20 protein-coding genes are annotated in these 22849 nt (G+C 59.7%); 3 read left to right on the top strand and 17 right to left on the bottom strand.

Features of this window, described 5'->3' with window-relative positions:
• Window positions 1–840, bottom strand: coding sequence for a tryptophan 2,3-dioxygenase (locus QNI81_RS02755; protein WP_283967288.1), 840 nt, complete (start codon window positions 838–840; stop codon window positions 1–3).
• A 285-nt stretch (window positions 841–1125) separates the two neighbouring features.
• On the opposite strand from QNI81_RS02755, the gene QNI81_RS02750 reads away from it, so the two are divergent.
• Both QNI81_RS02750 and QNI81_RS02745 read left to right on the top strand, forming a co-directional pair.
• Window positions 1126–3600 (top strand): chemotaxis protein CheB, encoded by a 2475-nt coding sequence (locus QNI81_RS02750; RefSeq protein ID WP_283967287.1) that lies wholly within the window; start codon window positions 1126–1128, stop codon window positions 3598–3600.
• A gap of 329 nt (window positions 3601–3929) precedes the next feature.
• Window positions 3930–4670 carry a hypothetical protein gene (locus QNI81_RS02745; protein ID WP_283967286.1) on the top strand — a complete coding sequence of 247 codons (741 nt, stop codon included), beginning with the start codon at window positions 3930–3932 and terminating at the stop codon, window positions 4668–4670.
• 42 nt (window positions 4671–4712) lie between these two features.
• On the opposite strand, the gene QNI81_RS02740 is transcribed toward QNI81_RS02745, so the two are convergent.
• Window positions 4713–7067 (bottom strand): putative bifunctional diguanylate cyclase/phosphodiesterase, encoded by a 2355-nt coding sequence (locus tag QNI81_RS02740; RefSeq protein WP_283967285.1) that lies wholly within the window; start codon window positions 7065–7067, stop codon window positions 4713–4715.
• Between the two features lie 210 nt (window positions 7068–7277).
• Here QNI81_RS02740 and QNI81_RS02735 point away from each other — a divergent pair, with 210 nt between their 5' ends.
• Window positions 7278–8276: an NADPH:quinone reductase gene (locus tag QNI81_RS02735; protein WP_283967284.1), complete on the top strand. Its 999-nt coding sequence runs from the start codon at window positions 7278–7280 to the stop codon at window positions 8274–8276.
• 137 nt (window positions 8277–8413) lie between these two features.
• Here the strand turns inward: QNI81_RS02735 and QNI81_RS02730 are convergent, their stop codons facing one another.
• From QNI81_RS02730 to QNI81_RS02660, 15 genes are all read right to left on the bottom strand, one after another.
• Window positions 8414–8809 carry a RidA family protein gene (locus QNI81_RS02730; protein ID WP_005668931.1) on the bottom strand — a complete coding sequence of 132 codons (396 nt, stop codon included), beginning with the start codon at window positions 8807–8809 and terminating at the stop codon, window positions 8414–8416.
• Entirely contained in the window at window positions 8806–9210 is a 405-nt protein-coding gene (locus tag QNI81_RS02725) for an acyl-CoA thioesterase (RefSeq protein WP_005668934.1), read from the bottom strand. Before QNI81_RS02725 ends, QNI81_RS02730 begins: the two co-directional genes overlap by 4 nt.
• Before the next feature lie 3 nt (window positions 9211–9213).
• Complete coding sequence (locus QNI81_RS02720) at window positions 9214–9900, bottom strand: ABC transporter ATP-binding protein (RefSeq protein ID WP_283967283.1); 687 nt, start codon at window positions 9898–9900, stop codon at window positions 9214–9216.
• The gene (locus QNI81_RS02715; protein WP_283967282.1) at window positions 9897–10646 is read right to left on the bottom strand and encodes an ABC transporter ATP-binding protein; all 750 of its coding nucleotides are present in this window, start codon (window positions 10644–10646) and stop codon (window positions 9897–9899) included. The genes QNI81_RS02720 and QNI81_RS02715 overlap by 4 nt, the downstream gene beginning before the upstream one ends.
• Window positions 10639–11622, bottom strand: a complete 984-nt coding sequence (locus QNI81_RS02710) for a branched-chain amino acid ABC transporter permease (protein ID WP_283967281.1) — start codon at window positions 11620–11622, stop codon at window positions 10639–10641. Before QNI81_RS02710 ends, QNI81_RS02715 begins: the two co-directional genes overlap by 8 nt.
• Entirely contained in the window at window positions 11619–12539 is a 921-nt protein-coding gene (locus QNI81_RS02705; protein ID WP_065326402.1) for a branched-chain amino acid ABC transporter permease, read from the bottom strand. The genes QNI81_RS02710 and QNI81_RS02705 overlap by 4 nt, the downstream gene beginning before the upstream one ends.
• A gap of 57 nt (window positions 12540–12596) precedes the next feature.
• The gene (locus QNI81_RS02700; RefSeq protein ID WP_110364428.1) at window positions 12597–13727 is read right to left on the bottom strand and encodes an ABC transporter substrate-binding protein; all 1131 of its coding nucleotides are present in this window, start codon (window positions 13725–13727) and stop codon (window positions 12597–12599) included.
• 38 nt (window positions 13728–13765) lie between these two features.
• Window positions 13766–15379: a benzoate-CoA ligase family protein gene (locus QNI81_RS02695; RefSeq protein ID WP_283967280.1), complete on the bottom strand. Its 1614-nt coding sequence runs from the start codon at window positions 15377–15379 to the stop codon at window positions 13766–13768.
• On the bottom strand, window positions 15376–16533 hold the full coding sequence (locus tag QNI81_RS02690; protein WP_283967279.1) for an acyl-CoA dehydrogenase family protein: 1158 nt from the start codon (window positions 16531–16533) through the stop codon (window positions 15376–15378). Before QNI81_RS02690 ends, QNI81_RS02695 begins: the two co-directional genes overlap by 4 nt.
• 65 nt (window positions 16534–16598) lie before the next feature.
• On the bottom strand, window positions 16599–17402 hold the full coding sequence (locus tag QNI81_RS02685) for an enoyl-CoA hydratase family protein (RefSeq protein ID WP_283967278.1): 804 nt from the start codon (window positions 17400–17402) through the stop codon (window positions 16599–16601).
• Entirely contained in the window at window positions 17399–17893 is a 495-nt protein-coding gene (locus tag QNI81_RS02680) for a MarR family winged helix-turn-helix transcriptional regulator (protein ID WP_283967277.1), read from the bottom strand. The genes QNI81_RS02685 and QNI81_RS02680 overlap by 4 nt, the downstream gene beginning before the upstream one ends.
• The gene (locus QNI81_RS02675) at window positions 17890–18639 is read right to left on the bottom strand and encodes an SDR family NAD(P)-dependent oxidoreductase (RefSeq protein ID WP_283967276.1); all 750 of its coding nucleotides are present in this window, start codon (window positions 18637–18639) and stop codon (window positions 17890–17892) included. Before QNI81_RS02675 ends, QNI81_RS02680 begins: the two co-directional genes overlap by 4 nt.
• On the bottom strand, window positions 18636–20930 hold the full coding sequence (locus tag QNI81_RS02670; protein WP_283967275.1) for a bifunctional salicylyl-CoA 5-hydroxylase/oxidoreductase: 2295 nt from the start codon (window positions 20928–20930) through the stop codon (window positions 18636–18638). Before QNI81_RS02670 ends, QNI81_RS02675 begins: the two co-directional genes overlap by 4 nt.
• A 310-nt stretch (window positions 20931–21240) precedes the next feature.
• Window positions 21241–22182, bottom strand: a complete 942-nt coding sequence (locus QNI81_RS02665; RefSeq protein WP_283967274.1) for a pyridoxamine 5'-phosphate oxidase family protein — start codon at window positions 22180–22182, stop codon at window positions 21241–21243.
• An 11-nt stretch (window positions 22183–22193) separates the two neighbouring features.
• On the bottom strand, window positions 22194–22847 hold the full coding sequence (locus tag QNI81_RS02660; RefSeq protein WP_283967273.1) for a glutathione S-transferase family protein: 654 nt from the start codon (window positions 22845–22847) through the stop codon (window positions 22194–22196).
• Between the last annotated feature and the right edge of the window lie 2 nt (window positions 22848–22849).

Below are 22849 nucleotides of genomic sequence, written 5' to 3'. Positions count from 1 at the left end.
TCAGAGATCGCCTCTCAGGGTCCAGAGTTCGGGGAAGAGCTCAACGCTCAGCATGCGACGCAGATATTGCACGCCAGACGTGCCACCGGTGCCGCGCTTAAAACCGATGACGCGCTCAACCGTGGTCACATGGTTGAAACGCCAGCGGCGGAAATAGTCCTCAAGGTCAACCAGCTTTTCGGCCAGTTCGTAGAGCGTCCAATAGGTGTCGATGTCATTATACACTTTGAGCCAGCGCGCCTGAATATCGTCATCAAGGGCATGCGGCGCATCCGGCACCGGCGCGGGCAGATGATCGGTGTGGCCATCCACGGTCTGGAACAGGTAGCGATTTACCTCATCATAGAAACTGGGGCGGGCCAGTTCTGTGCTCAACATCGCGTGGACCTCTGGCACATGTTCATGCGGGCGCAGCATGTTTGGGTTGCGATTGCCCAGCACATATTCAATCAGCCGGTATTGATGGGACTGGAAGCCCGAGGATGGCCCCAAAGCCTCGCGAAAGCGGGTGTAATCCGCCGGGGTCATGGTGCGTAGAACGTCCCAGGCGCTGTTCAATTGTTCAAAGATCCGGCTCACACGGGCGAGCATCTTGAACATCTCGGCGGTCTGGCCCTGTTGCAGGGCGGTGCGGGCGGCCTGCAATTCATGCAGCGCAAGCTTCATCCACAATTCGCTGGTCTGATGCTGGATGATAAAGAGCATCTCGTCATGGGCATCGCTCTTGCAATGCTGCTGATCCAGAAGCGCATCCAGATGCAGGTAATCGCCATAAGACATCGCATCGGCAAAGCCCATCTTTGCCCCCTCTTGTCCGGGATTATAGGCTGAATCGCTCATGATGGACCTCTCGTGCAATATGCGGGCGGCCCTCTCGGAGGGCTGCATGGGCCAGACGGTATTGCGCCATCGCCAGTGACGCAAGGAAAAAGCTTTAAGCTTAAAAGATGCGACGTCATCGCCTGCATACGACCGCAGGCGATGACGCCTCAACTCTGGAATATCGTTAAATAATCTGAAACAACCCTGAGAAGACCCCAAAGCGGATAGCAATTCCCATGACAGCGTCATACTGTCAGCCCGTGGCATCGTTACTTCGCAATGCCAAGTTCAGGAGAGAGGCGTATGGCCAAGGCAGAGCTGCCAGTGATCATTGGAATAGCGGCATCCGCAGGTGGCTTGGAAGCGACCACGTCGCTGGTGAAAAATCTCCCCGCCAAGGCCAATGCCAGCTATGTGGTGGCGCAGCATATGTCGCCCACGCACAAGAGCCTGTTGTGGTCGCTGATCGGGCGCGAGACCGAACTGCCGGTCATCGAACTGAAGAACGAAGACCTCACCCCACAGCCCGACACCATCTACATCGCGCCGCCCAATTTCGATGTCATCATGGACAACGGAAAAATTAGCCTGCGAGAACCCAGCGGCCACCCCGGCACGCCCAAACCACTGGCCGATCGTCTGTTCAAAAGCCTCGCGGATGAATGCGGCGAGCGTTGCGTGGGGATTGTCCTGTCTGGCACTGGCAGCGATGGCAGCTACGGCATCCGCGCCATTCGTGAGGCGGGCGGCGTGACCATTGCCCAAGAAGCAGGCACCGCGAAATACGAGGGCATGCCGTCTTCGGCCATTCACACCGGTTGCATCGATCTGACCATGTCACCGGATATGATCGGGCAGCAGCTCACCGGGATTTTGGCAAGTCCGCGTGATTTTGCAGAACTCAAGAGCTTTACCGGCAATCCCAGCAAGCTGCTCGATCTCTATCATATTCTTCTGGCGCGGACCGGGGTGGACTTTCGTGAGTATAAAGAAACCACCATCAACCGGCGCATTGCCCGCAGAATGGTTGCGCAGGATATCGACGTCTATGACGATTACGTAGAATTCTGTCGTGAGACTCCATCAGAGGTGGATGCGCTCTATAAAGACATGATGATCTCGGTCACGCGCTTTTTCCGCGATCAATCCCAGTTCAACCAGCTCACCAAGGTCATCCAGACCATGGTTGACGAAAATCAGGATCGTCAGCTCCGGGTGTGGGTCGCAGGCAGTGCCACCGGCGAAGAAGTCTATTCCCTCGCCATTCTCTTTGCAGAGGCCATGGGTGGGTTAGAAGCGATCCGCAAAGAACGCATCCAGATATTTGCAACCGACATCGACACTCAGGCACTGGAGGTGGCGCGCCGCGGGGTTTACCCGCTCTCGGCTGCCAATGACGTGCCGCGCCACTATGTGGATGATTATCTTCACATCAGTGGCGACACGCTGGAAGTCGACAAACATCTGCGCGCGGTGGTGCTGTTTTCCCGGCACAACATTATTCAGGACCCGCCCTTCATCAACATGGATATGATCAGCCTGCGCAATCTGCTGATCTATTTTGGCTCCTCGCTGCAGGAAAAAGTCCTGTCGCGGATGGCCTATGCCTTGGTGCCCAATGGCAAGCTGTTTCTTGGCTCGTCCGAGACCGTGGGGGCCATGCATGGGCATTTCGAAACCCAGTCCCTGCCCGACAAGATCTATTCCAAACGAGGGCTGCGCCAAAGCGTGCAGGCAACGGCGAATTTCCTGCCGCTTACGACCCTACATCGCGGCACACAGACACAAACCCGCAACTCATCGAATACCCAGACGTTCGATATGTTCGAGACCCTGATCCGGGTTTTGGCTCCAAACGGATTTATCGCCACCCGCGATAATGTCATCATTCGCATCATCGGTGATATTTCCGACGTCACCGAACTCAACGAAAACAGCGCCTTGCTGAGGCTTTCGACCAAGATCCTCAAATCCGATCTTCGCCCGGAAGCCGGCAGCCTCATCACCCTGTGCCTGCGCAGCCAAACCGCGCGTTCTGGCCGTTGGCACAACATTGAGGGCGCCGATTTCGATCAACTGCGGCTGACCTGCTACCCCCTGTTGATGGAAGGTGACGGAGAGGACCACGTCCTGTTCTCGGTCGAAAAGCGCGAGGCGCAGCCGCGAAATCTCGCCTCAGAAGAGATGACCAATCAGGACCGCATGATGTATATGCGTCAGATCGAGGATGAAATCGCCTCGACCCGCGAAGCATTGCAACAAACGATCGAAGAGCTGCAAACCTCGAACGAGGAGCTGCAATCGGTGAACGAGGAAATGCAGGCCACCAACGAGGAACTGCAAGCCACCAATGAGGAATTGGAGACCTCCAACGAGGAATTGCAGGCCACCAACGAAGAACTGATCACCGTCAATGAAGAGATGCAGATCAACTCCACCGAGTTGCAGCAGCTCTCTATTGAGTTGGCCGCCATCCTTGAGGCGACCCCCTACCCGACATTGGTGGTCGACCCCGCTTTGCAAATCCGGCATGGCTCGGCCGCGGCGATCCGCTATTTTGGCCTCTCGGAGTTGCCACAAAGCGGCACCCATGTCAGCGCCTGCGTGGACGCAAACGGGATGCCCCATCTGGTGCCCAAAGTAGCCGAGTGTTTCCGACATCGTGAAAGCGAAACGCTGGAGTTCGATGATGGCAATGGGGCCAAAACCCTTACGTTTACGCCGATTTTCAAAGGGATCACGCAGGACATCATCGGCGTCATCGTGACCGTGCTCTAGGCGCCGGGTTGAGGCGTTAGCTCTTTCGTCGAATCGCCAGCCTCTCCCTTCCGAGCGTTGCGCAGCGTGGTACACGCTGCGACTCAGCCATGCGCGGCAGAAAACACGCGTCGTGCTGAAAATTCGTGCCCTCGCTCATAATGGCGAGGGGGAGTTTCACAAAAAGCAATTGGCTCAAGCCAAGCTGTCAATAAAGCATCATTAATTTAATTACACCCAGCATTGGCTGGGAATAGCGGCACGATTATTCCATTCTGTCCAGTCTTGTATTAACAAACGCAACCTTTAGGGTATTAATATCGCGCTTTTTAAATCTGATGGTGATCCCCGTGTATGAGGTAAGTGAATACGCCAGCAACATGCTGACCGTTGAAATTCGTGAAGCGGCAGGGGGTAGAGACCAAACCGTTGCAGCGGTTTCCCTACATTCAGACCAATTGAAAAACACGCTGCATTTTTCAGGACGGCGCAGTATTGCAGATGTTTTTCACCCGGATTTTGCTGACTATCTTCAAAACCTTATCGCCCGCGCGATTGATGCACCGATGGTGCTGACAGATCCCGATGTCATCCAGTCCTTTGGCGGCGCAGTGCTGGCGCGGATGCGCATGCTGGTCAACAAAGCGATGGATGGAGGACGCCACATCACCGTCCGGTTCACCTATTTCATCGGAGCGATGTCGCGGCTGTTTCAACGCGACGAGTTTGGTCACCATATGCCGCTGCCTCACCGCGAACGCGCTGCTGTGCAAGCGCTCGACAGCATTTGCACACCACTCGCAAATATCGCGACGCATCTCGATCGTATTCTGGAAAACCGCAGTGCAACTGAATCCGTGCGCTCACGTCTGCGCAAGATCGAGGATGAAACCGTCGAATTGAAGTTCTACACCGAGTTGCTGCGCCGCTACGTGGATGATTGCGCCCGTGATCGCGCCAGTGATGAGGATGAGCATCTGCTCACCGCAGAAGAAGGTCGGCTCAGCACCGCGATCGAGGAGGTGGAGCGCATGATGCACGACAAAAACCCGTCCTCCACCGCGCGACCGACCGCAGCGATAGAATCCTAGTCACAGGGCGAGATCTGGTGGCCAGAGGTCTGAGGAACAGTCCTACCCTTCACTCTCGACGCGTGCCCAATCTCTATCCAGACGCATCAGGTTTTGCTTTAGCGCCTCAAAACTACGCGGCTTTGAGAAATAAAACCCTTGCAGAATATCGCAGCCAATTTCGCCAAGAGTTTTTGCTTTTTCGATAGTATCGACCCCTTCGGCAATGATCTTCACATCCAATGTATGCGCCAGATCCACAACCGAAGCGACCATACGCTCAGCCCGTTCACTTTTACCAAGTGGGAAAATAATATTTCTGTCTATTTTCAAGGCATCAGGTTCGATATTCAAAACGCCATTGATTGAAGCATGTCCCGAGCCAAAATCATCCACGTCGATCTGAAAACCCATATCTTTTAACGCATCAATACAGAAAATAAGCGCTTCACCCTCATCTTCGCAGGAAATAGATTCCAGAATTTCAAATGCGAAGTTCTCACGGTGATCGGGGATGCGGGCGCGCACGCTCTCGATAAAACTGGGCTGCATGATGCGTGGCGCGCTGACATTAAAGGCCACGCGCGGCACAAGGATACCCTCTGCCCGCAGGCTGTTCATCTGCGCCACTGCGGTGTCGAAAATGCAACCGTCCAATTCTGCCTCAAGCCCCAGCTGCTTTGCGATGCCGAGGAATTTGTCCGGTGTCAGTACCCCAAGGTCAGGATGTTCCCAACGTGCGAGCACCTCAACCCCTGCCAATTGCCAACTGCGGGCGTCATGTTGCGTGTGATAATACGGCGTAATTTCACCCTGCTCGATCGCATAGGGTAAACGGTCCGACAGGGCGCGCTCTTCCAACGCTTGCGCCCGCATTTCCGGGGTGAACACCTCCACCGCGGCGCGCCCCGACGCTTTGGCGCGGTAGAGCGCGGCATCGGCATTGCTCAAGAGTTCACTGGCGCTGATCGTGCCCGGCTCCCCATGGGCTACACCAAAACTGGCACCGAAATTGCAGCGTTTATTGCCCCATGCCACCGGTTGCAGCACGGCCTCCAGCACCCGCTGCGCCAGCGTTTCAGCCTGCCGCAGCGTGGTGCCAGACCGGCACAGAACGACAAATTCATCGCCGCCCACCCGCGCAGGAACATCACCCGCCTTGGTATGCGCGCGGAGCACATCAGCCACATGGCAGAGCACATAATCCCCGGCTTCATGCCCAAGGATGTCATTGATTTTCTTGAACCGATCCAGATCGATACGCACCAGCGCCACGGACTCGGTTTCCAGCCTGCGTGCCAGTTCACGGTCCAGATGACGACGGTTGGGCAACCGCGTGAGCGGGTCGCTGAGGGATTGCTGCTCCAGCCGATCTTTTGCTTCTTGCAGGGCCTCCGCCGCACAGCGTTGCTCGCGCTCATTGCGCACCAATTCCGTGATGCAGGTGCGTGTCACCACCTTGTCGCCAAAATCTGTCTCGTTGACACGAGAAATAATGTGACGATCGCCGGAAAGCTCCAGCTGGGTTTCTGTGCGATAATCATGGCTCAGGACGCGCTGATTATAATTATCGACGTAATCCTGCGGCGACATCCCGTTGAGCGCATAATGCCCAGCCGCCACCGCATCTGCGAGGATTTCCGGTAAGGTCATACCGGGGATCACCTTATCAGGACAGCTGTGGCTGAGTTCACGGTACGTATCGTTACAGGTCAGCAGGCGGTTTTCCTCGTCAAAGATGGCAAAGCCATCTTTTGATGCTCCCATCGCAGCCGTCACGCGCTGTGACATCCGGTTCAACTGGCGCGCCTGATCGCTGTGCAGATGCCACGCCCGCGCCATCTGGCGCGCGAGAAACACAAAGAACATCACCAGACAGAGGCTGATCAGCGCGGTGCCGCCTTTGACCACGCGCACCAGACGCTCCTCCACCAGATCGACATAGGGCCGAAACGAAAGGCTCAATTCCTGCAGGCGCTTGACACCATCCGTGAGCTTTACGTTGAGGGCAAACGGGCTGCTTGATCCGTCGGTGGTGGCGGTCTCGCCTCGCATCATCGACAGCAGCAACTCATCCGTGTGGATCGCCTCAGCGAGCCCTTTTTCGCAGAGTTCAAACGCCGGCGCGGCCCCCAGCAACCGAAAGCCCTGACGCTCGATGCCGGAGAGGTTGTTGATACACCAACGCGCCTGCTCACTTGCATATTCCAAAATGCCGTGCAGCTCGCGGGCAGGTCCCTGACCAAGCGCCGGGTTTTGTTGCAAAATTTCGAGCGACCGATGCATCAGCCCCAGATGCACCAAGTTTCGCGCGCGGTATTCGCTCGCCAGTGTCAGGTAGCGATAGCCCAGAAAGGACACACCAACCTGCAATGCCAAAATCAGCGCGAAAAACACAAGCGCCTGTCTCAGGCTCATCAAACTGGTCTCCCCGACCGCAACCATTCCCACATCGCTCTGACAGTAAGGCTATTTGTTTTCGGAAAACCTAATGTGCGGCAGAGATTAATGTCGTGGTTAATGCAGTATTTTCATGCCGGTGCAAGCTGTCCGGTTACGCGCTTGCCTTTACCGTGCTTTTCAGGGCTCATACGCCGCGAAACCACTGAACAGACGACAGGAGCGAGCATGAAAGCAGTTTTCAACACCGCACGCGGCACCGCGCGGGACACTTTGGTGCTGAAGGAAACCGACACCCCTGCCCCCGGTCCCGGAGAGGTTTTGGTCGCCATGCGTGCCTCAGGGGTGAACCCATCTGATGTGAAGTTGCGCTCTGGTGCGCAGGGGCCAATGATTGCGGAACAGGTCTTGGTCCATAACGATGGTGCAGGTGTCATCGAGGCGGTTGGCGACGGCGTCGGCCCAGCGCGGATCGGCCAGCGCGTCTGGCTCTATAATGTGAACCGTTCCGTTGACGGCATGGGTCAGGGGCCACTGGGTACGGCTGCGCAATACGCCATTGTGCCCGCGCATCTGGCGGTAGAGCTACCGGAAGCGGCCAGTTTTGAGGCGGGCGCCTGCATTGGTGTGCCTGCCATGACCGCGCATCGTGCGTTGATGTGGGCCGGGGCAGTCGCAGGCAAAACTGTACTGGTGACCGGCGGTGCTGGCGCGGTCGGCCACAGCGCCATTCAGATCGCCAAAGCCAAGGGCGCGCGGGTGATTGCCACCGTTTCCTCTGAGGCCAAGGCCGAGATCGCGCGCGACGCGGGCGCGGATGAGGTACTGAACTACAAGAACGCGCCTTTGGCCGATCAGTTGACGCAGCTGCTGGGTGCAGGCGGCATCGATCATGTGGTTGATGTGGATATTGCCGCACATATGGAGATTTATCCGCAGATCCTAAAGCTCAATGGCTCGGTTGGGGCCTATGCGTCGGCCAGTGACCTGACGCCCGCCCTGCCCTTCTATCCGCTGGCGTTCCGCAACATCCAGATACAGCCGGTCTTTGTGTATTCCATGAGCGACGCGGCCAAGGCTGAGGCCATCGCCGACATCAACGCGCTTTTGTCGGCAGGACAGCTTGCCCCGCGCATTGATCGCAGCTTTGCCCTTGAAGACATCGCCGCCGCGCATGAAGCGGTTGAGGCGGGTATTTTGGTCGGCAATGCCATCCTGAAGATCTGATCAGCGCGTTCGTCCTCGAACCAGATCGCTAGACTGGCCGTGTAAACAAAAAGGGGCCCCGTATCATCGCAGGATCATCACATGATCATCACGGGGCCCTTCTTATATCATCTCAGTCCGTTCACCTCGGGGTGAGATCAGCTGATATGCGCGGTGGCCTCGATCTCGACCAGCGCGCGATCCTCTACCAGCCCCGCAACGATCAGCATCGACATGGCCGGGAAATGCTTGCCAAAAACGTCACGGTAGGCCGCGCCCACTTCGGCCTGATGGGCGAGGTATTCCTGTTTGTCGATCACGAACCACGTCAGCCGGGTCACATCCGCGGGTTTACCCCCGGCAGCCTCAACAATGGCGCGAATGTTTTTCAACGCCTGCCGCATCTGGCCAACGAAATCATCCGATACAAATTCCTTGTTCTCGTCCCAGCCGATCTGGCCGCCAATATGCAGCACGCCGTCATGGGTCAGCATACCATTGGCATAGCCTTTGGCCGGAGCCCAACCTTCGGGGTGAATGGTTTGATGGGTCATGTCTGCCCTTTCATGTCTTTCTCAATTTTCGTTCTAATTGACGCAGGCCACGGCGCGGGGCGTCCCTGCGCGTTGATATGCACCAAGGTCGTCTCTGTCGCAAAACGCAGCTCTTCGCCGCAGGTTGCGGTCATTTCATAGGCAAGCGAGGTCTTCCCGATCCGCGTGACCACAAGGCGCAGCACCAGTTGGTCGCCATGGCGGCTGGGGGCGGAAAACCGCGTCTGGATATTGGCGGTAGGCACGCCTGCCGTTTGATGCATGTCCTCAAACGGCCAGCCCAGAACATCGGCAAACCAGCCCTCGACGCAATCGTTCATCATCTCGAAATAGCGCGGAAAAAAGACGATCCCCGCCGGGTCGCAATGTTTGAAAAGCACTTTCTGTGGCATCTCATACATGGCTCACACCCCCACGTAACGCTCTGAAATCTCTGGGGTCAGGGCCGTCATGGCCCCGCTCCAGACGGTCTTGCCTCGCTCCAGCACCACCGCACGATCACAGACCTGCTCCAGTTCCGCCAAAGTCTTGTCGATCACCAGAATCGCCATATCGGTGTCCTGTTTCAGCCGGTTGATCGCAGACCAGATTTCCTGACGGATGATGGGCGCAAGCCCCTCTGTCGCCTCATCCAGAATGAGCAAGCGCGGGTTGGTCATCAGGGCGCGGCCGATCGCCAGCATCTGCTGCTCACCGCCCGAGAGCGACGCCGAAAGCTGGCTTTGGCGTTCACCCAGACGCGGGAACAGTTGCGTGACGCGGCCCATGTCCCAGTCACCGGGGCGGCTGGTGGCAAGAAGGTTCTCCGACACCGTAAGATCGCGAAAACAGCGCCGACCTTCTGGCACCAGACCAAGGCCCAGACGCGCGGCCTTATGACTTGGCAGTGCGTGCAGGTTCTGGCCCGCAAACTCCAGCGTGCCGCCTGCGGTGATCATGCGGCAGATCGCCTTGACGGTGGTGGATTTGCCCATGCCGTTGCGGCCCATAAGCGCCACCACCTCGCCCGGATTGATGTCGAGATCGACACCAAACAGCGCCTGACTCACACCATAGGATGCGGTGAGGGATTTGACGGACAAAAGACTCATGCGCTTTCTCCCAGATAGGCTTCGCGCACGCGCGGATCGCTGCGGATCTGATCGACGCTGCCAGTGGCGATGACCTCGCCGTAGACCAGCACGCTGATCCGATCCGCGAGCGCAAAGACCGCGTCCATGTCATGTTCCACCAAGAGGATCGGGGCCTCCTGGCGAAGGCTATCAAGGAAACCGGTAAGGTTTTTCGACCCCTCTGCACCAAGGCCTGCCATTGGTTCATCCATCACAAAGGCCTTGGGCGCGAGCGTGAGCGCCACGGCAACCTCCAGCTGGCGGCGCTGGCCGTGGCTCAGGTCGGCGCAGCGCTTGGTCATGTGCTCGGCGAGGCCAACCCGTTCCAGCGCCGCTTCGGCTCGGGCACGCAAAGACCTGTCACCAAGGGCCGCCGACCAGAACCGCCACGGCCTGCCGCTGGCGCCCATGGCGCCGAGGGTGGCGTTCTCCAGCACCGTGTCTTCCATCGCCAGCGCTGAGATCTGAAAGGTCCGCCCCAGACCGGCCCGCGCCCGCTGATCGGTGCTGAGGGTGGTCACATCCTGACCCATCAGCTCTACGCGACCTGCATCCGGCGCAAGTGAGCCGCAAATCTGGCCTATCAACGTGGATTTGCCTGCCCCGTTGGGGCCGATGATGGCGTGGATTTCACCGGGGCGCAGATCAATCGAGATATCATTACTGGCCTTCAGCGCGCCGAAGGATTTGGTGATGCCATATGTGGCGAGGATCGTCTCAGTCATGGGTCGCCTCCTTGCCTGCCACCAGCCCGGTGATGCCACCGCGCGCAAAGAGCACGACCGTCAGAAGGATCAGCCCAAGGAAGATGTGCCAGAACTCGGTGATGCCGCCGAGGAAATGTTCCAACGCCACAAAGGTCACAGCCCCTGCAACAGGCCCAAACAGCCGCCCTACCCCGCCGAGGATCACAAGGATCATGATCTCGCCCGAGAACTGCCAGCTGAACATCGTCGGACTGACAAAGCGGTTGAGATCGGCAAAGAGCGCCCCCGCAAGACCGGTAATGACGCCGGAAATCACAAAGGCCACCAGTTTCAGACGCATCGGGTCCATGCCCACCGCCTCAACCCGCGCTGGCACCTGACGCGCCGCGTTCAGGGCCAGACCAAAGGGAGAGCGGCGCAGGCGCGCGGTAAAGATCAGCACCACCACAAGGATCGCAAGACACAGCCCGTAGAACTGGATCGGGGCCAATGTGTTGAGACCCGGAAAATCGTTGCGGATATAGATCGACATGCCGTCTTCGCCGCCATAGGTGCTCCACGAGATTGCGAAGTAGTAAAACATCTGACCAAAGGCGAGCGTGATCATGATGAAATAGGCCCCGGTGGTGCGCAGGCTCAGGATACCAATGACCAATGCCGCCAGCGCCGAGACCACGATGGCCAGAAGCCAGATCACCGGCATGAACTTGGTGCCCTCGATCAGGAACGGCCATTCCATCAATGGGGTGTAGCTTTGGGCGTGATGGGCAAGAATGCCCATGGCGTAGCCGCCAATCCCAAAGAATACAGCGTGGCCAAGGCTCACCAGACCGCCGATGCCCAGCGCGATGTTCAGGCCCGCCGCCGCAAGGGCAAGGATCACCGCACGGGTCGCCAGCGTGATAGTAAAGGGCTCATCCGTCATCACCGCCCATGCAGGCACGGCAATGAGACCCAGCAGCAGGGCTGCGTTAAAGAGTGTTTCTCGGCTCATGCGCGCGCTCCGAACAGGCCAGAGGGACGCCAGATCAACACAAGGCTCATCAGGATATAGATCGACATCGAGGCAATCGACGATCCGGCAGAGGTGGCAGGGGCTGCGTCCATAAAGAGTTTCAGCACTTCGGGCAGGAAGATCCCGACCAATGTGTCCGTAAGCCCCACCAGCAATGCGCCGATAAACGCGCCCTTGATGGACCCGATCCCACCGATGACGATCACCACGAAGGCCAGGATCAGCACCGGCTCGCCCATGCCCACCTGCACCGACTGGATCGCGCCCACCAATGCACCTGCGAGGCCAGCCAGGGCCGCCCCCAGCGCAAAGACCAGCGTGTAGAGTTTTGAGATATCGACGCCCAGCGCCGCGATCATCTCGCGATCGTTTTCGCCCGCGCGGATCTGGATGCCGATCCGGGTGCGCTCAATCAGGAGCCACAGGCCAAACGCCACCAGCAGCCCCACGCCAATCAGCGCCAAACGATACAAAGGATACTGGATACCGCCGGGCAGCGTCACAGGCCCCGACAAGGCATCGGGAATGTCCAGAAACAGCGGAAAAGACCCAAAGACCCAGCGTGTGCCTTCGGAAAAGATCAAAATGAGCGCGAACGTCGCCAAGACCTGATCGAGATGGTCACTGTCATAAAGCCTGCGGATCACCGCGACCTCAATCACAGCCCCCGCAAGCGCCGCTGCCGCAAGGGCCGCGATCAGCGCCAGCACAAACGACCCGGTGACACCCGCCACAGCCGCCGCCGCAAAGGCCCCAACCATATAGAGCGAGCCATGGGCGAGGTTGATAAGCCCCATGACGCCAAAGATCAGCGTCAGCCCTGCCGCCATGAGAAAGAGCATGACGCCGGATTGCAGCCCGTTCAGCACCTGCTCGATGATAAGTATCGTGGACATATGTCTTCTTTCAGGTGTGTCCCGGCCCGCTGATTCTGCAGGCCGGGCGCGCCTCACTTACATCTTGCACTCGTCCACATAGGCGTTTGCATGATCCTCAAGAGCGGTGCCGACGATCTTGTTGGTAAAGACGTCGCCTTCCTTGATGACCTCACGCACATAGACGTTCTGGATCGGGTGATTGTTGGCGGCAAAGGAGAACTCGCCCCGCACAGAGGCAAAATCCGCCTCCTTCAGAGCCGCAGCAAAGGCCGCGTCATCATTCACATCTGCCTTGTCGATGGCCGACAACAGCAGGTTCGCAGTGTCATAGCCCTGCGCCGCGTAGATCGACGGCAGGCGGTCGTATTTCTGCTGGAAGGCCGCGACAAAGGCCGCGTTGGCCTCATTGTCCAGATCCTTGGACCATGTGGAGGAGTTCTTGACCCCCACGGCCGCCTCACCCACCGCTTGCAGGATACCCTGATCAAAGCTGAAGGCCGGGCCAACCACGGGCAGATCGACGCCACTGTCGGCATATTGCTTCAAGAAGGAAATCCCCATGCCGCCGGGCAGGAAGAAGAACACGCTGTCTGCGCCAGACGCGCGGATCTGCGCGATTTCAGCCGCGTAATCCGTCTGCCCCAGCTTGGTGTAGACCTCACCTGCCAGATCGCCCTCGTAAAACCGCTTGAACCCGGTGAGGCTGTCGATACCCGCTGGATAATTCGGCGCGAGGATAAAGGTGTTCTTGAACCCAGCTTGGGTTGCATAAGCACCCGCACCTTCATGGAGGTTATCGTTCTGATACGACACCGAGAAATAGTTGGCGTTGCACCCCTTGCCCGCCAGTTGCGCGGGCGCGGCGTTGGTTGAGAGGTAAAACAACCCCTGCGCGGTAGCCGCAGGCACCACGGCCATGGCGAGGTTTGACCAGACGATACCGGTCAGCACGTCGACCTTTTCTGATTGGATCATCTTATCCGCAAGCTGCACCGCGATATCGGGCTTGCGCTGATCGTCCTCGATGACCACCTCGACATCATCACGGTTGGCCTCTTCCATCGCCAGCATGAACCCGTCGCGCGTGTCGATACCAAGGCTCGCACCGCCGCCCGAAAGCGTGGTGATCATCCCGACTTTGACATCCGCCATCGCTCCGCCCGCGGCCAGCGCCGCGGCCGCTGTGGCCAACATTAGCTTCTTCATGATCAAACTCCCTGTTTGTGGTTGGTTTGTTTTATTATTCAACGAAGCCGGAACCGCTGGATCTTGCCGGTCTGCGTCTTGGGCAAACTGTCGGCAAAGATGATGCTGCGGGGATATTTATAGGGGGCGATGGTCGCCTTCACATGGGTCTGCAAGTCTTTGATGAGCGTGTCTGAGGGCGTAAATTTTGCATTCAGCACCACATGGGCCTGCACGATATGGCCGCGCTCCTCATCGGGGGCACCGATCACCGCGCATTCAGACACGGCCTCATGCGCCAGCAATGCCGCCTCCACTTCGGGACCTGCGATATTGTAGCCAGCCGAGACGATCATATCGTCGTTGCGGGCGGCAAAGTGGAAATAGCCATCCGCGTCGCGGATAAAACTGTCGCCGGTGATGTTCCAGCCATCGGTGACATACCCGGCCTGACGGTCGTCGTTCAGATAGCGGCACCCGGTCGGCCCGCGCACCGCAAGGCGGCCAACTTCGCCATCAGGCACAGTGTGGCCTTCGTCATCGACCACCTTGGCCTCATAGCCCCCCACGGGTTTGCCAGTACAGGCCGGGCGGTGGTCGTCAAAGCGGTTGGAGATAAAGATATGCAACATCTCGGTCGCGCCGATCCCATCCAGCATCGGCTTGCCGGTCTTGGCCATCCAATCGTCATAGACGGGTTTGGGCAGGGTCTCCCCGGCGGAGACGGCAGCACGCAAACTGCTGAGATCCGCCCCCTCTTCCATTGCGGCGAGCATCACCCGATAGGCGGTCGGCGCGGTAAAGCACACGGTCGCACGGTATTTCTCGATGATCTCGATCATATTGGGCGGGGTGGCCTGTTCCAAAAGCGTCGCGGTTGCCCCGAACCGTAGCGGGAAAATCGCCAAACCGCCAAGCCCGAAGGTAAAGGCAAGTGGCGGAGAGCCAACAAAAATATCCTCAGGCACCACATTGAGCACATCGCGGGCATAGCCGTCGGCAATGATCAATAGATCGCGGTGGAAATGCATGGTCGCCTTGGGCTCGCCGGTCGACCCGGAGGTGAACCCCAAAAGCGCCACATCATCGCGCCCGGTCTGCACCGCCTCAAAGCGCACCGGCTTTTCCAGCGCCAGCCTGTCGAGTTCGGCGTCGTGGTTGGAGGTCCCGTCAAAGCCCACGACGCGCTCAAGCACGTTACACTCTGCCGCGCAGTTCTCCATCTCCTCCATCAGGCGGGTATCGCAGAGGGCAAACTGGATCTGTGCCTTCTCGACATATTTCTTCAGTTCTGCGGCGCGCAGCATCGGCATGGTGTTGACCACCACCGCGCCCGCCTTGGTGGCGGCCAGCCAGCAAGCCACCATCGCCGGATTATTGGCGGACCGGATCAGGATGCGGTTGCCCGGTTTGACGCCCAGATCCTCCACCAGCGCATGCGCCAGCCGGTTGGTCCAGTCGGCAAGCTCCTTGTAGGTGCGCTGCCGCCCGTTGCCGATCAGTGCAGTACGGTCGCCAAAGCCCCGCTCCACCATGGCGTCCGTCAGTTCCACGCCCGCGTTCAGATGATCCGGGTAGTCAAACCCATCCAGCAGGAAATCCGGCCATTGTTCCAGCGGCGGCAGCGCGTCGCGGGTGAATGTGTCGGTATGTGCGGTTGCACCCAGTTTCATGACTTGCCCTCCATCGCCATCATGGCTTGCCGCGCGATCACCACGCGCTGCACGTCACTGGCCCCTTCATAAATCCGCAAGGCTCTGATTTCGCGATAGAGTTTTTCGACCATCGCACCGGAACGCACGCCCTCACCGCCAAAGAGCTGCACCGCCTTGTCGATCACAACCTGCGCCGCCTCGGTCGAGAACAGCTTGGCCATCGCCGCCTCGCGCGTCACTCGCGCAGCACCGCTGTCCTTGGTCCATGCCGCGCGGTAGACCAATAGGGCCGCCGCATCCACATCCAGCGCCATATCGGCAATATGCCCCTGCACCATCTGCAAATCAAAGAGCGGCGCACCCTGCACATGACGCTCTGTGACACGCCGCAAGGCCTCGTCCAATGCGCGACGCGCAAAGCCCAGCGCCGCCGCCGCCACGGTAGAGCGGAACACATCCAGCACCGACATGGCAATGCGGAACCCCTGCCCCGGCGCGCCGATCATGGCACTTGCGGGGATACGCACATCCGTAAACCGCAAGGTTGCCAGCGGATGCGGCGCGATGGTCTCCAGCCGCTCGACCACCTCAAATCCGTCCAGATCCGGCGTCACAATAAAGGCCGAGAGCCCCTTGGCGCCCGGCGCCTCTCCGGTGCGGGCAAACAGCGTATAGACATCGGCGATCCCACCATTGGAGATCCAGGTCTTTTCACCATTCAGCACAAAGTCATCGCCATCGCGCACCGCCGTCATGGTGGAGTTTGCCACATCCGACCCCGATTGCGGCTCCGTGAGCGCAAAAGCGGCAATCGCCGCACCGCTGCGGGTCTTGGGCAGCCACGCCGCCTTCTGCGCATCGGTCCCGAATAGCGAAATCGCCCCGGTGCCAAGCCCCTGCATGGCAAAGGCAAAATCCGCCAGCCCATCGTTGCGGGCCAGGATCTCACGCGACAGGCACAGCCTGCGCACATCAAGGCGCTCGCCGCCCTCTCCCTCGCCCGTGGGCCGCAAAACGCCTGCCGCGCCAAGGTCGGCCACCAGCTTGCGACAGGCTGCATCAGTGTCACTGTGATCAATCGCCAGCCCAGCCGCCACCGCCTCGACCTGCGCCGCCCAGTCGCGATGCTCTTGGTCAAAAAAGGGCCAATTCAGAAAACTCTGGTCCGCCACGTTATCTTCCCCGTTGTTTTCATCTTCTTGTTAAATATCCTCGCCGAAGGCGAAATCCGGCGCTCTCAGTCGCCTTCAAACACTGGCCGCTCTTTGGCGACAAAAGCCTCATAGGCGCGGCGGAAATCATTGCCCTGCATGCAGATCGCCTGCGCCTGCGCCTCGGCCTCGATGGCCTGTTCAAGGCTCATGGACCATTCCTGCGCCAGCATGGTCTTGGTCATGCCATTGGCAAACGTCGGCCCCTGAACGATGCGCTCCGCCATCTTCATGGCGTCCGCCTCCAGCGCGTCGCCCGCCACCACGCGGTTGAAAAACCCCCAGCGTTCGCCTTCCTCGGCGCCCAGCGACCGGCCCATATAGAGCAGCTCCGCCGCGCGGCCCTGACCGATGATCCGAGGCAGCATGGCGCAGGCCCCCATGTCACAGCCCGCAAGGCCCACACGGTTGAACAGAAAGGCCACCTTGGCCTCGGGTGCGGCAATGCGCAGATCGCTGGCCATGGCCATGATCGCACCGGCCCCGGCACAGATGCCATTCACCGCCGCAATCACCGGCTTGGTGCAATTGAGCATCGCCTTCACCAGATCCCCGGTCATGCGGGTGAAGGCCAAAAGCTCCTTCATGTTCATCTTGGTAAGCGGGCCGATGATGTCATGCACATCGCCGCCAGAGGAAAAATTGCCGCCATTGGGCACGATCACCACCGCATGCACCTCGTCCGAATAGGGCAGCGCCCGGAACCAGTCGCGCAGCTCGGCGTAGCTGTCAAAAGTCAGCGGGTTTTTACGCTCTGGCCGGTTCAGTGAAATGCGGGCAATGCCGCCCTCGATGGTGCAATTGAAATGGGTTGTGTCGTGCAGGCTCATGTGAGGTCGTCCTTAGAAGTCTGGTTTGCGCCTATGGGCTGGATCTGATCCAGAAGCGCGCTCATATCCGTGATGTCATCTGCGCCAAGGCCCGCCATCATCTCATCGATCCAGGCCTCATGCTCGGCGGCAAGGCGGGCAAACTCTGCCTCACCCGCAGGGGTCAGTCGCGCCACCTGCGCACGGCGATCTCCGGGCACCGCAACCCGCAGCGCGAGGCCATCGTCGGTCAGCCGATCCACGATGCCAGTCACGTTGCCGTTTGAGACGCGCAGAAACTGCGACAGCTGGCTCATCTTGAGGCCCTCGGGATTGCGCGACAGGGCCGACATCACATCAAAACGCGGCAGCGTGGTATTGTGGCGATCGCGCAAGCGGCGGCGCAGCTCGGCCTCTATACTGCCAGAGGTCTTCAAGAGTTTCAGCCACAGACGCAGACGGGCCTTGGAGGCCACATCGTGGACCTCTGCGCGCGGGTTTGCGCTGCTCATATCTCGCCTCCCGTCAGGGCCAAGGCATGGCCGTTGACCGAGGCCGCACCGCTCGACGCCAACCACAGCGCCGCATCCGCAACTTCCTCCGGCTGCACAAAACGCCCTTGCGGATTGTCCGCCTTGAGCGCACCCGCCGCATCCTCGGCGCTCATGCCCGTCTTGGCGCGGATATTGTCGATGCTGCGTTGAAGCATCGGCGTTTCCACAAACCCCGGACAGATTGCATTCACGGTAATGCCGGTACGGGCCAGCTCCTTAGCCAGACCGCGGGTCAGCCCCACCACCGCGTGTTTTGCCGCGCAATAGGCGCTGACATAAGGGTAGCCTTTGAGCCCGGCGGTCGAGGCCACGGCAATCATCCGGCCGCGTCCTGCGTCCTTCATGCCCGGCAGCACCGCCTGCCAGAGGTTCACCACGCCGTTGAGGTTCACCGCCATCATGGCATTCAGCATCTCTGGCTGCATCTTGGCAAAAGGCACGCTTTCAGCGGCACCCGCATTGGCAAGGGCCACGCTCACCGGCCCGCGTGCAGCCGCCGCGCGCGCCACCGCGGATGTCACGCTCGCCGCATCGGTCACATCGCAGACCTCATGGGGAAGCCCCTGCTCAACAAGAGTTTTCTCTGTGCGCCCCATCAGGGTGACCGTGGCACCCGCAGCGGCAAAAGCCTGCGCGCAGGCCGCCCCCACCCCCGTGCCACCGCCGGTAATCAGGACGTGTTCTTGGCTCAGATCTCTGCTCATGCGCGCAAGCTCTCCGCTTCTTTGTCCGCCAGCCGCCAGCTTTGATCGCGGCCCGCCTGATAAGGCAACGGCCAATCCGGCGCGGCGCGGTCGCCAATCTTGGTGCCCTCACGCAGAGTCCAGTAGGGATCGGCCAGATGCGGGCGACCCACGGCCACCAGATCAGCCCGGCCCGCCATCAGGATCGAGTTGGCGTGATCGGCCTCAAAGATATTGCCCACCGCCATGGTGCAGATCCCGGCCTCATTGCGGATCTGGTCAGAGAACGGCGTCTGGAACATGCGACCATAGACGGGGTTGGCATCGATGGTGGTCTGACCGGCAGACACGTCGATCAGATCCGCCCCCGCCTCCCAGAAGGCACGGGCAATCTTGACCGCCTCATCCGGGGTAACCCCATCCTCACCCACCCAGTCATTGGCCGAGATGCGCACCGACATCGGTTTGCCCTCGGGCAAGACCGCACGCATGGCGGCAAAGACCTCCAGCGGGTAGCGCAGACGGTTTTCAAGGCTACCGCCGTATTCATCGCCGCGCTGGTTGGAGACCGGCGACAGGAACGAAGAGATCAGATAGCCATGGGCCGCGTGCAGCTCGATCATGTCAAAGCCTGCGCGGTCCGCCATCTCAGCGGCGCTCACAAATTGATCGCGCACCTCGTCCATCTCTGCGCGGGTGATTTCGCGCGGGGTGGCGTTTTGACCCGACCACGGAATGGCGGAGGCACTGACGATATCCCAGTTGCCCTCTGGCAGCGGCGCATCCATCTCGTCCCAACCGAGCTGGGTGGAGCCTTTGCGCCCCGAATGGCCGATCTGGCAGCAGATCTTGGCATCCGTCTGCGTATGTACGAAATCGGCAATGCGAGACCATGCGGCCTCATGTTCCGGCGCATATAGCCCCGGACAGCCCGGGGTGATCCGGCCCTCTGGCGACACGCAAGTCATCTCGGTGTAGACCAGCCCCGCACCGCCCTTGGCGCGTTCGCCGTAGTGCACCAGATGCCAGTCGGTGGGGCAGCCGTCCTCGGCCTTGTACTGCGCCATGGGCGAGACCACGATGCGGCTCTTGAGGTCCATGTCGCGCAGGCGGAAGGGCGCAAACATCGGCGCGCGCAGCGGCGCATCCTCAGGCGCACCGGCCTGAGTCATGAACCAGCGTTCCGCGCTCTCAAGCCAGTCCTTGTCGCGTTCGCGCAGGTTTTCATGGCTGATGCGCTGGCTGCGGGTCAGCATCGAGTAATTCAGCTGCACTGGATCAAGATCAAGATAGCGTTCGACCCGCTCGAACCACTCCATCGAGTTGCGCGCCGCCGATTGCAGGCGCAGCACCTCAAGACGGCGCTGTTCTTCGTAGTCCTCAAAGGCGCTTTGCAGGTCAGGCTTTTCATGCAGCAGGTCGGCCAGCGCGATGGCGGATTCCAGCGCCAGTTTCGATCCCGACCCGATGGAGAAATGCGCCGTTGCTGCCGCATCGCCCATCAGCACCACATTTTCATGGCTCCATTTTTCGCACAGAACTCTTGGGAAACGAATCCAGGCCGAGCCACGAATGTGATTGGCATTGGTCATCAGTGCGTGACCGCCCAGATGATCCTTAAAGATCTGTTCGCAGACCTTGATGCTCTCCTGCTGGCTCATGGAGCCAAAGCCAAAGGCATCAAAGGTCTCTTGCGTGCATTCCACGATAAAGGTCGCAGTGTCGTCATCGAACTGGTAGGCATGCGCCCAGACCCAGCCGTGCTCGGTTTCCTCAAAGATGAAGGTGAATGCATCCTTGAAGGTCTGGTGGGTGCCCAGCCAGACAAAGTTACACAGGCGCGTGTCCACATCCGGTTTGAACGTCTCAGCATAAAGGCTACGCGTGCGGGAATTGAGCCCATCGCTCGCAACAACCAGATCGTAGTCCTTGCGATAGTCCTCGGCACTTTTTGCTTCGGTCTCGAACTGCAAGTCGACGCCCAATTCGCGTGCGCGCTCTTGCAACAGGATCAACAGTTGCTTGCGTCCAATGCCGCAGAACCCATGGCCCGAGGACACCTGCCGGGTGCCTTTGAAATGCAGTGCCACGTCGTCCCAATAGGCAAAATGCGCCCGGATCGACTGCGCACTTGTGGCGTCATTGGCGGCAAGATTGTCGAGCGTTTCATCCGACAGCACCACACCCCAGCCAAAGGTGTCATCGGCGCGGTTGCGCTCGATCACCGTGACCTCGTGACCGGGATCGCGCAGCTTCATCGAGATCGCGAAATACAGGCCCGCAGGCCCCCCTCCCAAGCATGCAATGCGCATCTGATCCTCATCCCCAATTCGGTTATTGATGGGAGAAGGTTCTGCGCATCTCAAAACAATTTCAAGCTTGAAATTTCTATTTTTAAAGTATTAACTGTGACGCCGCGTCAAATGCCCTCGGACACGCGCCCATCACCATGCAGCTTAATGCGTTGTTTTTAATGCCTATAACCTGTGACATCGCAATCAAAGCAACGCTCTGATTGCGATACGCCCCCCCCCTTTCAGCCCCCCATAGGTTTCACATGCTGGGCACCATACGGCGCGGGCTTTCTCCACCACTTCTCCGAGTCGCGTGGTGCGCCGTGCTCTACCAGACCCCGGTTTCAGAGAGCATCGGCCATGAACTTGCAAGCGGCGCAGGCCCCGGAAGCGCGTGGTCACAATACCAGATCTCCTCAGGCTGCACGTCCACGATCCGCTCTGCGCCCTGAAAGCGCGCCACACGGTCGGGGGTCCAATCAACCGTCGCCAATCCGGTGAGAAAGATCCCGGCCCCGCTGCTGAAATCGGGGATAAACAGCCCAACGCGCCCGTCGGCCTCGATATTGCCAAGCGTGTTGAAGAAGCGGTTGCCCGAAAAATCCGGAAACGACAGCGAACCATCGGCGTTGATCGTCAGAAATCCGGGTCGCCCGCCGCGATGCGAGGCATCGATGCCATCGGCTGGATCGTCCGACATCTCCGCCGCGCGCGAGGCGATAAAGAAGGTATCGGCCTGCGCCACCAAGGCGCGGCTGCGCGTGTCCCAATCGGGCAGTGCGGTCGCCACCGGCGCGGGCGGATTGGCGGGCCACAGCAGATCGCGTGTCTGGATATACTGCGGACAATTGCCAAAGCTCAGGTCCACGGCGATCTCGAACCCCTCGCTATTGACCGCACGGATCGTGCCATTCATCCGGTTGCGACGACGGCTGGACAGCTCCATGCCAACCACGCCCACTTTCGCACCGGGCCGCACGTCGAGCCAGAGCGTATCGCCCAGCACTGGCCGCGCGCCCACCGCAAGACGCCGGGGATCGCGTGCACGCAGGAACCCAACCTCGCCCACCGCGGGCGTCGCCCAAACCTGTCCGCGCGCATCCAGCAGGCCGAGGAACAGCACCGGCAGGCTCTCGAAGAAATCACGGTGCTGTTGCGGCATTTCCGGACGGATGGCATGGGCCACCCGCTCTCGGTAACTCTCTGCCACACCGGCCCGGCGTTGCAGGATCAGCTCACCTGCGTGAAAGACATGGTTTGCACGGGACATACGGGCGCTCCTCAGGCGATTTCGGGAATGGGGGAGGCCTGCATCGGCACAAAGCCCTTGATGCCCTGCACCCGGTCGATCCATGCCCGCACCAGAGGATAGTCCGCAAGGCTCACGCCCCCTTCCGGCGCATGGGCGATATAGGCGTAGGCCGCGACATCGGCGATCGTGGGGCTGTCGCCCACAAGGAAATCCCGCCCCGTGATCATCCCTTCCATCAGACCAAGGAACGCGTGGCTGGCATCGCGGGCAACACTCGTCTCGGGCGTATCTCCCGCGCCGATCAATGTACGCCACCGCGCGCGTGAGGGGCCGGTTGCCACATGCGACACCGTCAGCGACAACCAGCGCTGCACCTCGGCGGCAGATTTGGGCGCGGTCGGCAGCCAGTCGGTCCCCGCACCATAGGCCTGCACCAGATAGACAAGGATCGCATTGGAATCCGCAACCAGAGTGCCGTTGTCGTCGATCACCGGCACCTGACCGAACAGGTTGAGCTCTAAGAACTCCGGCGCTTTATGCGCGCCCTTCAGCAGATCGACCTCAATCAGCTCATACGGCAGATCCAGGATCGACAGCATCATCTCCACCCGGTGGCAGTGACCAGAGAGCGGGTGGCGGTAGAATTTGATCGGGGCAGCGTTGGCGGGGAAATCGGGGGTCATCT

The organism is Tritonibacter sp. AK171 (assembly GCF_030127025.1).
Classification (GTDB): Bacteria; Pseudomonadota; Alphaproteobacteria; order Rhodobacterales; family Rhodobacteraceae; genus Epibacterium; species Epibacterium mobile.
The sequence above is the reverse complement of the archived record's forward strand: the minus strand, read 5'-3'. Positions and strand labels throughout refer to the sequence as shown.

What these genes read in the sequence shown, in the direction of transcription:
- QNI81_RS02755 (WP_283967288.1), bottom strand. Translation starts at nt 840, where the DNA reads ATGAGCGATTCAGCCTATAATCCCGGACAAGAGGGGGCAAAGATGGGC.
- QNI81_RS02750 (WP_283967287.1), top strand. Translation starts at nt 1,126, where the DNA reads ATGGCCAAGGCAGAGCTGCCAGTGATCATTGGAATAGCGGCATCCGCA.
- QNI81_RS02740 (WP_283967285.1), bottom strand. Translation starts at nt 7,067, where the DNA reads ATGAGCCTGAGACAGGCGCTTGTGTTTTTCGCGCTGATTTTGGCATTG.
- QNI81_RS02735 (WP_283967284.1), top strand. Translation starts at nt 7,278, where the DNA reads ATGAAAGCAGTTTTCAACACCGCACGCGGCACCGCGCGGGACACTTTG.
- QNI81_RS02730 (WP_005668931.1), bottom strand. Translation starts at nt 8,809, where the DNA reads ATGACCCATCAAACCATTCACCCCGAAGGTTGGGCTCCGGCCAAAGGC.
- QNI81_RS02725 (WP_005668934.1), bottom strand. Translation starts at nt 9,210, where the DNA reads ATGTATGAGATGCCACAGAAAGTGCTTTTCAAACATTGCGACCCGGCG.
- QNI81_RS02720 (WP_283967283.1), bottom strand. Translation starts at nt 9,900, where the DNA reads ATGAGTCTTTTGTCCGTCAAATCCCTCACCGCATCCTATGGTGTGAGT.
- QNI81_RS02715 (WP_283967282.1), bottom strand. Translation starts at nt 10,646, where the DNA reads ATGACTGAGACGATCCTCGCCACATATGGCATCACCAAATCCTTCGGC.
- QNI81_RS02710 (WP_283967281.1), bottom strand. Translation starts at nt 11,622, where the DNA reads ATGAGCCGAGAAACACTCTTTAACGCAGCCCTGCTGCTGGGTCTCATT.
- QNI81_RS02705 (WP_065326402.1), bottom strand. Translation starts at nt 12,539, where the DNA reads ATGTCCACGATACTTATCATCGAGCAGGTGCTGAACGGGCTGCAATCC.
- QNI81_RS02700 (WP_110364428.1), bottom strand. Translation starts at nt 13,727, where the DNA reads ATGAAGAAGCTAATGTTGGCCACAGCGGCCGCGGCGCTGGCCGCGGGC.
- QNI81_RS02695 (WP_283967280.1), bottom strand. Translation starts at nt 15,379, where the DNA reads ATGAAACTGGGTGCAACCGCACATACCGACACATTCACCCGCGACGCG.
- QNI81_RS02685 (WP_283967278.1), bottom strand. Translation starts at nt 17,402, where the DNA reads ATGAGCCTGCACGACACAACCCATTTCAATTGCACCATCGAGGGCGGC.
- QNI81_RS02680 (WP_283967277.1), bottom strand. Translation starts at nt 17,893, where the DNA reads ATGAGCAGCGCAAACCCGCGCGCAGAGGTCCACGATGTGGCCTCCAAG.
- QNI81_RS02675 (WP_283967276.1), bottom strand. Translation starts at nt 18,639, where the DNA reads ATGAGCAGAGATCTGAGCCAAGAACACGTCCTGATTACCGGCGGTGGC.
- QNI81_RS02670 (WP_283967275.1), bottom strand. Translation starts at nt 20,930, where the DNA reads ATGCGCATTGCATGCTTGGGAGGGGGGCCTGCGGGCCTGTATTTCGCG.
- QNI81_RS02665 (WP_283967274.1), bottom strand. Translation starts at nt 22,182, where the DNA reads ATGTCCCGTGCAAACCATGTCTTTCACGCAGGTGAGCTGATCCTGCAA.
- QNI81_RS02660 (WP_283967273.1), bottom strand. Translation starts at nt 22,847, where the DNA reads ATGACCCCCGATTTCCCCGCCAACGCTGCCCCGATCAAATTCTACCGC.